The following is a 14,195-nucleotide window of genomic DNA, read 5'->3' on the forward strand; positions in this document are numbered from 1 at the left end:
TCGGCTTCATCTCCATTATTAATTAAAACAATCTTTTGTCAAACTGAAACGGTTCCAAATGAATAACTTTCATCAAACTTGCCTCAGGATGTGTAGGATTAATCAGGTAATTTCTTTCAGCAGGCACAATCGCAGAAGGTACGCTCATCAGCAGGGATTCGTTACTTTGAAGCCATAAATCCCCGACTTCTTTACTCCATTGCTGGTCCTCATACCAATCAGGAACCGGATAGGAAAGATTTTTAACGGAAACCGAATCCGGTACAAACAGCACTACCACAACATAACCTTTCGGAGGAATGGGTTGCTGCCAGTGAACAATTATTTCCAGCATAGCCAATGACCTCCTCGAAGATGTGTAAAGCATCGCATTCTGTGGAGTGTTCCAGCGTCCGCCATGATAATACGCTCCGATTCCACTTAAATCATTCTGATATTCCGCTCTGGTTATCCTGAATAATTCCATTTAAGCAAAAATCCCGTGTTCAATACGCCCCAGTTCTGTTTTCACCAATTCGATCCCTGCGTGTGTACGAAGGAATTGAATCGGTTTTTCATTACCAAGAACTAAAATCTCTCGATTCAGCCAATCCAGAAAATATTCTCTACCTAAAACGCGGGAACCTACTGAAAAAAGATCTGCCAAAGCAATAAGATGATCAGAAACCACATTGCTCAACAGATCCGTATCGTTATAGCGCTGCAAATTCCTCGGAGTTACGGGAAGAAGTAAAATAATATCCTTCATTTCCAGACCAACAGAATCAGCAAGATGCTGAATTGCAGCCTTGGGAATACCATTCTCCGCAAGATATGCAAGATCGAAATCGTTTTTTACTGAATGTTTGAGGACGGTATAGCCACCTAAACGCTCATTAACCATAAATGCTGTCATCTTTTCAAGTATTTAAAAGACCAGAAATTAGTCCTTCAAATATACGACATTTTTCCGGGTATTATAAATTCTGATTTTTTAAATTATAACAGCGACTTCAGGCGGATACTTACAGCCCTTTTATGCGCGTCCAGAGATTCAGCCTCGGCCATAGCTTCAACAGTCGGGCCGATATTTCTAATTCCAATTTCAGTGATATGCTGTACTGTTATTTTCTTAACAAAACTATCGACAGAAACTCCGCTGAATGCTCGTGCATAACCGTTGGTCGGAAGCGTATGATTCGTCCCCGATGCATAGTCCCCGCAAGATTCAGGCGTATAATTTCCCAGGAAAATTGATCCTGCATTAAAAATTTTCTCTGCAACAAGTTCTGCATCCTCAACACTCAGAATCAAATGTTCGGCAGCGTAGTCGTTCAAAATGTCAATTGCTTCATAAGCCGAATTAACCAGAATTGCTTTGCTGTTTGTTATCGACTGGAACGCAAGATCACGGCGAGGCAGTTGTTCCAGCTGCAACGTGAGTTCGTCATTCACCTCAGCAAGAAATTTCTCACTCGTCGAAACCAAAAGAACCTGACTATCAGCACCATGCTCAGCCTGTGATAACAAATCAGCCGCCACAAAAGAAGCAACCGCAGTATCATCCGCATAAACCGCAACCTCCGAAGGTCCTGCCGGCATATCAATCGCAATTCCTTCTTTGCTGATCAACATTTTTGCCGTGGTAACATATTGATTTCCAGGACCAAAAATTTTATACACTTTTGGCACACTTTCTGTTCCGTAAGCCATAGCAGCAATTGCCTGTGCGCCGCCAATCCTGAAAGCAGAAGTGACACCAACCAGTTTTGCAGCAAATAAAATCGCAGGATGATTTGAAGGAGTACATAAAACAACTTCCTTGCAACCAGCCAGTTGAGCAGGAATACCGAGCATTAGAACGGTACTGAATAATGGTGCCGTTCCACCCGGAATATAAATTCCGACCTTTTCAATTCCAACACTGCGACGCCAGCAGGTAACGCCCGGCATCGTCTCAATTTTTTCTACCGATTGAAGCTGTGCCTTATGAAAGGTGTGAATATTCTGATAAGCCTGACGGATTGCTGCCTTCAACGTTTCATCCAGCTGGTCTTCGGCCGTATCAAATTCTTCCTGCGAAAAAGCGAATTCATTTAAATCGATGCCATCAAATTTTTTCGCCAACTCTCGCAATCCTTCGTCGCCTTTGGTTTTTACCAAATCCAGAATTGGCAAAACCTTCGCCTCAATCGCAGAAGAATCCTGAACAGGCCTGGTAAGCAATTCGGGCCATTCGCTTCTTTCAGGATAAGAAATTATATTCATAATTAATAATATTCATCATGCAGCCGAAAGCCGATTGCTGACAGCCAAAAGCCATTTAAAGAATCATTTTTTCAATTGGAATAACTAAAATTCCCTCCGCACCAGCTAATCTGATTTTTTCGATATTTTCCCAAAAATCATTTTCGTTGATCACCGAATGAATGGAACACCATCCCTCTGTTGCCAAAGGCATTACTGTCGGCGCCTTCATACCCGGAAGATATTTCGTGATTTCGTCCACAGCATTAGTCGGGCAATTCAACAGAATATATTTATTGTTCTTCGCAACCTGCACCGATTTGATACGGAACAAAAGCTGATCCAGTAATTGCTGTTGCTCAGCTGTCAAATGTTTACTCGCGATCATCACCGCTTCCGATTTGAAGATCGTTTCCACTTCTTTCAAACCATTGCTCAGCAATGTGCTTCCCGAGCTTACAATATCACATACGGCATCTGCCAAACCAATACTAGGTGCAATTTCTACCGAACCGCTGATTTCGTGAATCTGAGCCGTGACATTATTTTCAGAAAGATATTTACCTAAAAGTTTTGGGTAAGATGTTGCGATACTTTTCCCTTCCAGATCCTGAACGCCCGAATAATCATGCTCTCTCAAAACACCGATTGAGAGACGGCACTTCGAAAAACCCAGTTTATGAACTGTGTTAACGTCTCTGTCAGATTCTTCCGAAACATTTTCGCCAACAATTCCCAGATGTGCCACACCGTCTTCCACGTAACCCGGAATATCGTCATCGCGCAGGAAAAGAATTTCAGCGGGAAAATTAGTTGCAGAAGTTTTAAGCTTTCCTGCTCCGTTATCAAAGCGAATACCACATTCCTTGATCAGTTTCAAAGAATCTTCACTTAACCTTCCTGACTTCTGTATTGCAATTCGTAATATGTTGTTCATGATTTTTAAAAAAATGGGCTGGGGCGTTCGGCGATCAGCTTAAAATCTATTGTTTATTTACTTTTAAATAACGGCAGCAATTAATTCTTCAATTGACCCTTTCTGTTGCTCTCCGGTTTTCATGTTCTTTAGAGTCAACTGGCCGGTATTCATTTCATCCGATCCGATCAGGATTACGAACGGAATATTTTTACGGTCCGCATAATCCAGCTGTTTTTTCAATTTTACGGAATCGGGATACATTTCAGCGTTCAAACCTGCTTCACGGAGCTTAGGCAAAACGGACAAGCCATACCTGAATGCTTCCTGATCAAAGTTAGATATCATCACCTTGGTACTGATCGTCTGATTTTCCGGGAAAAGATTTAACTCTTCCATTACATCATAGATCCGGTCCACACCAAAAGATATTCCCACGCCTGAAATGCCGGGCACACCGAATGTTCCCGTCAGATTATCATACCTTCCGCCTCCGCAAATACTTCCAATCTGAACGTTATTTGCCTTGACCTCAAAGATTGCACCAGTGTAATAGGACAATCCTCTGGCCAAAGTCACGTCAAACTGAATCCGTGGATTTTTCAAACCAAGCGATTCAACCATAGTCCAGACCTCCTGCAGTTCATCGATACCTTTCAGACCGATTTCAGAAGAAGCCAGCCAGGTTCTCAGCTCACCAAATGGATTTAATCCACCCGTTAAGGAAAAAACCGGATCGAGCAAGGTTATGCTTTCTTCGGAGAAATTACGTTCCCGAAGTTCGTCAACTACTTTATCCTTCCCGATTTTATCGAGTTTATCAATCGCAACACAAAGCGTTCCCTCCTGTCCATGAGCGCCGATCATATCAGCGATCCCCGTAAGAATTTTTCTGTTATTGATTTTAACGGTAAAATCTTCAATTCCTAACTGCGGCAAAATATCATGTAGCAGCATTACGATCTCAGCCTCGCACAAAAGTGAATCGGTTCCGACCACATCTGCGTCACACTGATAAAATTCGCGGTAACGACCTTTTTGCGGGCGATCTGCACGCCAAACCGGCTGAATCTGATATCTCTTAAAGGGCATTACCAACGTTCCGCGGTTCATCACAACGTAACGCGCAAAGGGAACAGTCAAATCATAGCGCAGGCCTTTTTCAGAGATTTTGTTTGTCAAAGGTTTGGATCCTGCCTGCCAGTCGGCATCAGTGAGTTTTCCGCTAAAATCTCCGGAATTCAAAAGTTTGAAAAGAAGCTGGTCGCCTTCGTCTCCATATTTACCCATCAAAACTGATAGGTTTTCAAAAGCCGGAGTTTCCAATGGCTGAAAACCATAACGTTGAAAAGAGCGACGAATGGTATCAAATATAAAAGTGCGTTTCACCATCTGTTCAGGACCAAAGTCACGGGTGCCGCGGGCAAGGCTTGGTTTACTCATTTAATTCTTAATTCTTTCAAATAGTCAATGGCTGTTGCATCGGTTTAGTTCCTTGTTTTTCAATTTTCACCTGATGAACAGGATTTGTAAATTGAAATCAGGATATAATAATCCGGATACAATCAGCATTTAAAAACGTAAAGTTAGAGAGGTTATGCAATTTTTATGACTATTTACTACTTTATTTACGCAATTTTCATTAATTTTGCGGCTCTTTCACAAAACAATAATTTTAAAATGGGAGTTACGGAATTAAAACGTAAGAGTCGTAGAAATAAAGCTGTGGCAAATAATCGTACAGCAACAATCAAAAACCTTTTGCGTAAGCCAGAAGTAAGAAATGTCGACGTTGAGGCTATCAAAGCACAGTTTGAAGCTAACAAGCAATAATCAAACGCCTCTCCGATACTATGTTATCAACAAGTCCCTGTCAATCTGTTTTGGTAGGGCTTTTTGTTTTTTTGTCGGATTTGCCTTTTCGTGCCGGTACTTTACGAATCGCTTTTGCATTCACCTTGCGTAAAAGCTGACGCATACTACGTCTTGTTTCACGGCGAACATCAAGTAGTATACGAAACCGCAATGCCTCGCCGAAAAAAATAAGTCCGGTGTTAATCAAAGCAAGGCTGTACAATCCAAGCAAAACCCAAACCTGCGTTGGTTCACCGACACGGCGCTGATGCACCGCTTCGTTAAGTATCACAAGGCCGCAGCTGAATAAAACAAGTCCCACCGGAGCCAGGATCAGCCATTTGGTGCGTGTTGACATTCTTTTAATAAGTTGTTTTCCCGGTGGCTTAGGATTAGTTGCTGGAATCATTTTAAGAGATTATTACCTAGTAAGAACATAAAATTATTAATTTTTAATCAATTGGTTTAATGAAAGCCATCATAAGTTTAGTTTTACGTTATATTCCTCGTCCATACCTGCAGTTAGTTGGCCACTGGGTTGCCCGTTTTCTGAGTGTTTTTTACATAGGAAACAAGGTAGAATGCCCTGTCTGCAACAGTCATTACAGGAAGTTTTTACCTTATGGCCGGAACACGTCAAGCCGGGATAATGCCCTGTGTCCGCACTGTTTATCGCTGGAAAGGCACCGTTTGATGGGGCTTTATCTGAAACGTAAAACCAACTTTTTCACGGCTGATCTTAAAGTTTTGCATGTCGCTCCGGAATATTGTTTCATCGACCGTTTCGAGCATATGAAAAATCTTGATTATGTAACGGCTGATATTGAATCGCCACTGGCGAAAGTGAAAATGGACATCCATGACATACCTTTCCCTGACAATACTTTCGACGTAGCGTTTTGCAATCACGTAATGGAACACGTAGATGACTACATCCGGGCAATGAGCGAACTTCACCGTGTTTTGAAACCGGGGGGCTGGGCACTGATCCAATCGCCGCAGGACATGAAATATGAAGTTACGTATGAAGATCCGACTATAACAGATCCCAGAGAGCGCGAAATTCACTTCCTGCAAAATGACCACCTGCGTCTTTTTGGAAGAAATTATGGCCGCGAGCTGGAAAAAGGCGGTTTTACCGTGAAGGAAGATCGTTTTGTAATGGATGAATTAACGCCGGCAGAAGTTAAAAAATACGCATTACCAAGTCAGGAGATCGTTTATTTTTGCCAGAAAACAGCATAAAAATGAAAAGGGACAGGATCAGAAATCCTGTCCCTTTTTAGTATCATGAGGGATATTCAATGGCCGCTCCCGTCTCCCGATGCGATTTCTTCTCCCAGATCCTCGTCCAGCCTTCCTGGATAAAACCGACTCCATAACCGAAAAGCTGAACAAAAGCTGCAATGACACTTAAACCGGCTACTTCCGGACTTTTCGTGGTTTTAACCGCATCGATAAACAGAAGGACTACATAAATGGCTAACCCGGCAAGCCCAAGAAAGAAAATCGGTTTAAAAATAAAAAACCAGAAAGGTATACTGCAAACACCCACAGTAAACAGCAACGGAAAAGTGTGCACCAGTTTCAGCTCATCAGGATAAAAACGGGCTATATTTATTCTCGCGCGGCCGAAGAATTTCAGCTGTCGAAAAAATTGAGCAAACTGAGTTCTGCGTTTGTGGTAGATAAAAGCTTCGGGAATAAGTGTTGATTTAAAACCAAGACGTAGCGCAGCGATACTGAATAAAATATCCTCACCCATCCTGCTCGTCAGAAATCCACCTGTCCGTTCCCAAACAGCACGCGACAGTCCCATATTAAAACTCCTTGGATGGAAAGTGCCGCCCATATTATTTTTTCTACCGCGGATCCCCCCCGTTGTAAAAAACGAAGTCATCGAATAGCTGATTGCTTTTTGTATGGGGGAAAAAGACGGATGGTCGGTGTCAGGTCCGCCGTAGAGGTCGACATATTCCTGATTCAGTTTTGTGTCAACAATGGATAAATAATCAGGTTCGATCAGCGCGTCTGAGTCAAGTAGAATAAAATAATCTCCCGAAGCTTTCTCAAAACCGGTATTTCTTGCAAAACCTTGCCCCCCGTTTTCCTTGTAATAATAATGTATGTCCAGAAGGTTTTTAAAAGCTTCAACAACAGTGTCCGCTTTTATTTTCGAGCCGTCTTCAACTATAATTACCTCAAAATTTTTGTACGACTGCGTACTAAGACAAGCCAATAATTCCTGTAATTCGTCAGGACGGTTGTAGACAGGAATTATGACAGAATATTTACGCATCGCCTATCCGATTACTTCTTTAAGAGAATCTTCGTTTGCCTGAATAATTCTTTCAATATGACTGTCTTCCAGCGCAGTAGACAGGAACATACTTTCAAACTGAGACGGCCCCATATAAATTCCACGGTCAAGCATCGCATGAAAATACTTTCCAAATAACGGAAGATTTGAAGATTTTGCAGATGGAAAATCAGTTACTTGCTGATCCGTAAAAAAAAGCGTGTACATTGATCCGATACTATTGATTGTATAGTCCAAACCGAGCTTTTTCATGGAGTTCTTGAAGCCGTTTACAAGCTTATGCCCCGACAGTTCCAATTGAGAATAAACTTCCGGATGTTCGTTAAGATAACTCAGCATCGTCAATCCGGCAGCCATAGCAATTGGATTTCCTGATAATGTACCAGCCTGATAAACAGGACCTAACGGAGAAACCCAGTTCATAATCTCGGCTTTTCCGCCATAGGCACCAACCGGCATTCCTCCACCAATTATTTTACCCAACGTAGTCAAATCCGGTTTGATACCGAACCTCTCCTGCGCACCGCCTTTTGAAAGACGAAATCCTGTCATTACTTCGTCAAAGATGAAAACGATTCCTTCTTCGTCGCAAATCCTACGAAGTCCTTCCAGAAAACCTTCAGCCGGAAGCACGCAGCCCATATTTCCCACAACGGGTTCAAGAATTAAGGCAGCAATTTGTCCTTTGTTAGCATCGACAAGTTTCTGAACTGCATCAAGGTCATTGTATGGAGCTGTCAGCGTATCGTTAGCCACGCCTTTGGTTACACCGGGACTGTCAGGAGTTCCAAACGTTACAGCACCACTACCCGCGGCTATTAAAAAGCTATCGCCGTGTCCGTGATAACATCCTTCGAATTTGATAATTTTGTCACGGCCTGTGAAACCACGCGCCACGCGAATAGCCGACATGGTAGCTTCTGTTCCCGAGTTTACCATACGAACTTTTTCGATCGAAGGAACCATGGAAGTAATTAATTCAGCGATTTCTACCTCTCTCCTGGTAGGAGCGCCAAACGAAAAAGAGTGCTGGATGGCATCCGAAACTGCTTTTTGGATCAATTCATGGCCATGACCAAGAATCATTGGCCCCCAGGAATTAATTAATTCGATATATTCATTATCATCCTCGTCATACACATAAGGTCCTTTCGCAGATTTGATAAAAACCGGAGAACCTCCTACCGCACGAAATGCACGAACCGGTGAATTAACACCACCGGGAATAAAATTTTGCGCCTTTTCAAATAAGGCCTGACTCGTTGAAATATTCATAATTTAATTATCTAACCGGTACCCATTTTGTACCACTATATTTTAATAACGGTGATATCTGATTTTCACGTGATTTTGTAAAGTCAAAACCGGAAAGAAGATAATCGTCGTCATACTTTCTCATTTCCAAACCTCGTTTCAAACCGTCTTTATATTTCGCCAGCATGCGCCCGAAAAACAATAACTGATCGTAGCCCTGGTAAGAGTAAGATGATGGAAATGTATTGGTCTCTGCCCAATAAGATTTTTGGAATTCACGGACTTTTTCTTTCTCGCGATCCACATAGTCAGTCTCAATCAAAAACAAACGCGACCCGTATTTTCCTAAACGGGATTGCTGCATATTGAAACTAGCAGAATTGGCAAGCACGGGAACAGTTGTCATCGCTCTTGCATTTAAAATTTCCAGGACATTCACTCCTGAACTTCCATCAGAAGCAAATAATGCTACGTGGGATGGTTTGGATGTCGCAAATTGAGACATTTTGTTTTCAAGCCATTCTCTGTCTGAAATAATTTTCAGCATTTCAATGATACGTCCTCCGCGTGTCTTAATTTCATTCGCATATGAGAACGCCATAACAGAATCTTTCGCATTATTTCCGTAATAAATCGCAACAGCAGGCCCCGGTGCAACGGTTTTCATCCATTCGGCAGCTTTCTGGGTCTGGAACTGGATTGAAGGATGCGCCAGATACATATTTTCTCCGCGGTTTAACAAACTGGCATCGGTTGATAAAGGATTCAGCATAAACATATCAGCACTGGAAACATATCCGGCAGCAACATCAAAAGTATTTGGATATAAGGGACCAATCACAAGATCGGACTGTTGAAATTCAGGATTTCCAACAATTCCATTGATAGATTTTGCTTCATTGGTGACATCGTAGGCTACCAAATTAATTTTGATTCCTTCCGTTTCCAATTGTTTCTGCGCCTGAACAAGACCTAAATAATAATCATAGGCAAACTGGTTGGTCCGTCTTTTAGAAGTATTAAATTCGTCGAGCCGGAAAGGCAGCATCACAGAAACATTTAAATATCCCTTATCCCACTGTCCAGCGGTTTTTGGAATGCTTTTCTGAGGTCCATCAGCTATCGTGGAGTTCTTCTCTTTACTGCTGACCTTAAATTGTGAAACCAGCTGCTCCGCTTGCAACGCGTCAGTTTTCGTCGAAGTAGGCGAACGATCAATAAATTGAATCAACTCGATGGCGATATCACGGTCTTCCGGAAACTGTTTTTGAATTTCTTTAAGTTTGGCCAAATCCTTAACTTCTCCAAAATAATGTTGTTTCAGCCCCTGAACATCCTTATTGTAAGAAGAATCTTTAATCCGTTGTAAAAAGCCAAGGCCTTCCTTATATTGTTCTGTCGCCAAATGGTTCGCTCCTAACAAATAATATACATCATTTATCTTGTTCCAGGCAGGATAACGACTGATCAGTTGCAAAAGCATCTGTTTGCTTTCTCTGTACCGTTTCAGATTATAGGCTGCTAATCCATAATAATAATGAGCATATGGAGAATATGGTGTTTGAATGCTGGTGCTTGTTAGCGGTGCCAGTTTTTCAATAGCGATATTATATGCCCCTTTTTTAATATCAGAGACAGCTGCTTTATATTTTGTTTCATTTTGTGCCGGGGTTTGAGCAAAAGAGATATTGTTCAGGCCCGCATAAATGAATAACATCAAAAGAACAAAAATTCTCATTGGCTTTTCAGTCAGGTTAAATTTGGTGGGACAAATTACGAAAACCGTTTAAAGGGAAAAAGAAACGGGCAATGTTTCCATTCCGAAACATTGCCCCTCCTCTTTTGGTAAAATACCTTTATTACTTGCGTTTCGTACGTTTTTCTAATTCAGCTTGTTTCTTTTTAGCTTCATCAGCAGCCTGTAACGACTTTTCAAGATACTTCTGGAACTTCGTTTGTTTTTTCTCTCCAGATGCATTTTTCTTACGATTTTCTTCCAGAATATTTCTGATCTTATCTTCGTTCACAAACTTTTTAATCAACAACTGCTGGCCAATTGTAACCACGTTAGAAACAAAATAGTAGAACGTTAAACCTGCCGGGAACGAGTTCAAAACAAACATGAACATTAACGGCATGATATAACTCAACATTTTCATGTTGACAGGACCTGGCTGGTTCGGCGTGATCTGGTTGTTATAATAAGCGTATCCGATACTTGAAATGGTCATCATGATCGTGAACAAGCTCACGTGATCTCCATAAAAGGGAAGTGCAAAGGGAAGTTTGATAAACGAGTCATAAGTTGACAAATCACTGGCCCAAAGGAAAGATTGCTGTCTAAGCTCAATCAGGTTGGGGAACAAGAAAAAGAGCGAGAAAAGAATTGGCATCGTGGCTAGTACAGGTATACAGCCACTTAGCGGACTTACGCCTACTTCCTGATACAATTTCATCTGATCCTGCTGCTGTTTAGCCATATCGTCCGGATTACGGGCTTTAAGTTCTTCCAGTTCAGGAGCAAGCAATTTCATCTTCGCCATGCTGATGTAAGATTTGTAAGTAAGCGGCGTAAGCAACGTTTTTACAAACAATACAAGGCAAATAATCAAAAGACCATAGTTCGAAATAAACCCTTCCAAAAAGTTAAATAAAGGAACAAGGAAGAATTTATTGATCGGCTTCAGGAATGCATATCCGAGATATACGTTTTGCTCAAAGTTTTCAGCCTGAACTTTTTGAACGATATGATAGTCGTTAGGACCGATATAGAACTGGAAATTTGCTTCATTTTTTTGAACAGCCGACATTGGAATTGAAGCCGCGACATTGGCAGTTTTCACAATTGTCGTGTCATTCACGTTCACATCTGTCTTAACGTCAACATTTGTGAAAGGGTGTTTCTCGGAAATTAACCCTGCAAGAAAATATTTATGCTTAATGGTAAACCACTTAACAGGATCCTCAGCCTTTGCTTCTTCGTTAGACGTAGGGCTTTGCGTTAAACTGTGCAGTCCGTCTGTATAATAATTGACTGTAATCGCCTTACGGTTTTCAGTCATATCATTTTCAAGTTTCAAAAGATCATTTTTCCAGTCTAGCTGAATCGTCTTATCTCCTGCAACAAGGCTGTTCGATTTGATACCATAATCAATTACATAACCAGCACCGTGTACAACATAAGTCTGTTCAACAAACTGATTTTTACCTAAATCTGTACGGTAAGTGATAATCGCCGAATCTTTTTCGGCAAGTGTCTGGCTTGTTGAAGAGGTTGTGAAAAATTGATCAGCCAAATTCACATTCCCAGCTTGCGTCGGGAAGTTAATTTGAAATTTATTGTGATTTTCAACAATCAGATAAAGGGGCTTTTTGTCATAAGTTTTGTATTTTTTCAACATAACTTCTTTCAAAACACCACCCTTATTCGTAAAAACAATACGGGAATCAGTTGTTTCAATAACCAAATCCTGAGGAGCAATTTTCACAACGGCCGTATCACCTGATGCGAGTGCCTGAGCGGTGTCTGCTTTTATGGCTGCTTGTGCTGTGGCAGCCTTGGCAGAGTCCGAATTCACTTGGGCTATCGGAGCGGGTTCCACTGGTTTTGGAACCAGAAACTGATAGCCGACCAGCATTAGCATTATAAGTACTAAGCCGATTACAAAATTTTTATCCATTCTTAACTAAAAATTATTGAGATATTGCCCTCGTCGGGAGGGCAAAGGTAATAAGTTTTTCCTGATTGGCTTTCCTGATTGAAGGAATAGATCAAATCAGGACACAACAGAACGTTTTTCCAACGAATAAGTCAACGCAGCTTTTACGAAATTCACAAAAAGCGGATGGGGATTCATTACAGTACTTTTCAGTTCAGGGTGAAATTGTACGCCAACATAAAACGGGTGTCCGGGAAGTTCAACCATTTCAACAAGATTGTTGTCAGGATTAATACCCGTTGCCATCAGTCCCTTTTCTTCAAACGCTTTTAAATATTTATTATTGAATTCGTAGCGGTGGCGGTGGCGTTCCTTGATATTCAGTTTTCCGTAGATACGGTTGGCAAGAGAATCTTTTTTCAGACGGCAGGGATATGCTCCCAAACGCATCGTTCCACCCATATTTGCCACATCTTTTTGATCTTCCATCAGGTTAATTACAGGATGTTCGGTAGATGCATCCATTTCAACCGAGTGCGCACCTTCCAAGCCAACGACGTTACGGGCATACTCAATAACAGCCATTTGCATACCTAAACAAATACCAAAGAAAGGAATTCCGTTTTCACGAACATACTGGATTGCCTCGATTTTCCCGTCAATTCCACGTTCCCCAAAACCAGGAGCCACCAGAACTCCGTCCAGTCCTGAAAGTTTTTCTATAACGTTTTCAGGCGTAAGACTCTCTGAGTGAATCCATTCGATTGTTACTTTACATTCATTGGCAGAGCCCGCATGGATAAAAGATTCTACAATAGATTTGTAAGCATCGTGCAATTCAACATATTTACCTACCAAACCGATTTTAATAGCATCGATCGGATTTTTCAGTCGTGAAAGGAAAGTTTTCCAAGCATCAAGATCAACATCCTTATCATTATATATGTCAAGCATATACAACGCGCGCTGATCAAGTCTTTCCTTTAACATCAACAACGGCACAGCATAAATCGTATCTGCGTCCATCGCCTCAATAACCGAATTTACCTGAACGTTACAGAACAACGCAATTTTTTTACGAAGATCCGTTGGCAAAGGATGTTCGGTACGACAGACCAGGATATCCGGCTGAATACCTGATTCCTGCAACATTCTTACCGAGTGCTGCGTTGGTTTCGTTTTCAGCTCCCCAGCAGAATTCAAGTACGGAATAAGCGTCAAATGAATAATTAAAGTGTCGTTGTGTTCCAGTTCGAATTTAATCTGACGAACCGCTTCAAGGAAAGGAAGTGATTCGATATCTCCGACACAACCGCCAATTTCTGTAATAACGATGTCATAATCACCGGTTTGACCCAGCAACATCATATTTCTTTTTAATTCGTCAGTAATGTGAGGAACAACCTGAACTGTTTTACCAAGGAAATCACCGCGTCTTTCCGCAGTAATAACGTTGTGATAAATCCGTCCTGTCGTAACATTATTTGCCTGAGAAGTGCTTACGTTTAAAAAACGCTCGTAGTGACCTAAATCCAGATCCGTTTCTGCACCATCATCCGTTACGTAGCATTCTCCATGCTCGTAAGGATTCATAGTTCCCGGATCAATATTTATATATGGATCAAATTTTTGGATTGTAACTGAAAGCCCTCTGGCTTGCAGTAATTTAGCGAGAGATGAAGCTATAATCCCTTTACCTAATGATGATGTAACACCGCCCGTAACGAAAATGTACTTAGCGGTCTTTCGTGCTTTGGAAGCCATAAGACTTTGCTTTTTTTCTATGATTACGGGATACAAAAGTACAGCAAAAAAGGCAGATTTTTATGTCTTGGGCTTGAAATATTTCTATGAAGCTTCGTAAGAGATTGTGAGTCTATGTAATTAACCTCCAAAAAAATATTATTTGAACAATTCCGGGAATACGTTTACGCTTATAAATAACCTCAAAAATACAATTTTTCGT

13 protein-coding genes are annotated in these 14,195 nt (G+C 41.4%); 2 read left to right on the forward strand and 11 right to left on the reverse strand.

The annotated features are described in order from the left end of the window. Positions 1 to 22: 22 nt before the first annotated feature. The 5 genes from BMY70_RS13670 to hisS all read right to left on the reverse strand — a co-directional run bounded on the left by BMY70_RS13670 (position 23) and on the right by hisS (position 4,585). Positions 23 to 466, reverse strand: coding sequence for an RES family NAD+ phosphorylase (locus BMY70_RS13670; RefSeq protein ID WP_090335753.1), 444 nt, complete (start codon positions 464 to 466; stop codon positions 23 to 25). Next, a complete protein-coding gene (locus BMY70_RS13675; protein ID WP_090335754.1) occupies positions 467 to 895 on the reverse strand; it encodes an Xre family toxin-antitoxin system antitoxin in 429 nt (142 codons plus the stop codon). Positions 896 to 978: 83 nt separating this feature from the next. Next, positions 979 to 2,247 (reverse strand): histidinol dehydrogenase, encoded by a 1,269-nt coding sequence (hisD, locus tag BMY70_RS13680; protein WP_090335755.1) that lies wholly within the window; start codon positions 2,245 to 2,247, stop codon positions 979 to 981. Positions 2,248 to 2,302: 55 nt separating this feature from the next. Continuing rightward, positions 2,303 to 3,163: an ATP phosphoribosyltransferase gene (gene hisG / locus BMY70_RS13685; RefSeq protein ID WP_090335756.1), complete on the reverse strand. Its 861-nt coding sequence runs from the start codon at positions 3,161 to 3,163 to the stop codon at positions 2,303 to 2,305. A 63-nt stretch (positions 3,164 to 3,226) separates the two neighbouring features. Further along, positions 3,227 to 4,585, reverse strand: a complete 1,359-nt coding sequence (hisS, locus tag BMY70_RS13690) for a histidine--tRNA ligase (RefSeq protein ID WP_090335757.1) — start codon at positions 4,583 to 4,585, stop codon at positions 3,227 to 3,229. 165 nt (positions 4,586 to 4,750) lie between these two features. Here hisS and BMY70_RS13695 point away from each other — a divergent pair, with 165 nt between their 5' ends. After that, the gene (locus BMY70_RS13695; RefSeq protein WP_090335758.1) at positions 4,751 to 4,975 is read left to right on the forward strand and encodes a hypothetical protein; all 225 of its coding nucleotides are present in this window, start codon (positions 4,751 to 4,753) and stop codon (positions 4,973 to 4,975) included. Positions 4,976 to 5,015: 40 nt separating this feature from the next. Here BMY70_RS13695 and BMY70_RS13700 read toward each other — a convergent pair whose 3' ends face one another. Further along, complete coding sequence (locus tag BMY70_RS13700; protein ID WP_229209606.1) at positions 5,016 to 5,354, reverse strand: hypothetical protein; 339 nt, start codon at positions 5,352 to 5,354, stop codon at positions 5,016 to 5,018. A gap of 110 nt (positions 5,355 to 5,464) precedes the next feature. Between BMY70_RS13700 and BMY70_RS13705 the strand changes: the two genes are divergently transcribed. Continuing rightward, positions 5,465 to 6,241: a class I SAM-dependent methyltransferase gene (locus BMY70_RS13705; RefSeq protein WP_090335760.1), complete on the forward strand. Its 777-nt coding sequence runs from the start codon at positions 5,465 to 5,467 to the stop codon at positions 6,239 to 6,241. 43 nt (positions 6,242 to 6,284) lie between these two features. Here BMY70_RS13705 and BMY70_RS13710 read toward each other — a convergent pair whose 3' ends face one another. From BMY70_RS13710 to pyrG, 5 genes are all read right to left on the reverse strand, one after another. Then, on the reverse strand, positions 6,285 to 7,295 hold the full coding sequence (locus BMY70_RS13710) for a glycosyltransferase family 2 protein (RefSeq protein ID WP_090335761.1): 1,011 nt from the start codon (positions 7,293 to 7,295) through the stop codon (positions 6,285 to 6,287). 3 nt (positions 7,296 to 7,298) lie between these two features. Beyond that, positions 7,299 to 8,591 carry a glutamate-1-semialdehyde 2,1-aminomutase gene (gene hemL / locus BMY70_RS13715; RefSeq protein WP_090335762.1) on the reverse strand — a complete coding sequence of 431 codons (1,293 nt, stop codon included), beginning with the start codon at positions 8,589 to 8,591 and terminating at the stop codon, positions 7,299 to 7,301. A 7-nt stretch (positions 8,592 to 8,598) separates the two neighbouring features. After that, positions 8,599 to 10,308, reverse strand: coding sequence for an ABC transporter substrate-binding protein (locus BMY70_RS13720; protein ID WP_090335763.1), 1,710 nt, complete (start codon positions 10,306 to 10,308; stop codon positions 8,599 to 8,601). Positions 10,309 to 10,429: 121 nt separating this feature from the next. Then, positions 10,430 to 12,250 carry a membrane protein insertase YidC gene (gene yidC, locus BMY70_RS13725; RefSeq protein ID WP_090335764.1) on the reverse strand — a complete coding sequence of 607 codons (1,821 nt, stop codon included), beginning with the start codon at positions 12,248 to 12,250 and terminating at the stop codon, positions 10,430 to 10,432. A 96-nt stretch (positions 12,251 to 12,346) separates the two neighbouring features. After that, complete coding sequence (gene pyrG / locus BMY70_RS13730) at positions 12,347 to 13,993, reverse strand: CTP synthase (RefSeq protein WP_090335765.1); 1,647 nt, start codon at positions 13,991 to 13,993, stop codon at positions 12,347 to 12,349. Positions 13,994 to 14,195: the final 202 nt, after the last annotated feature.

It is taken from the genome of Dyadobacter koreensis (assembly GCF_900108855.1).
Lineage (GTDB): Bacteria > Bacteroidota > Bacteroidia > Cytophagales > Spirosomataceae > Dyadobacter > Dyadobacter koreensis.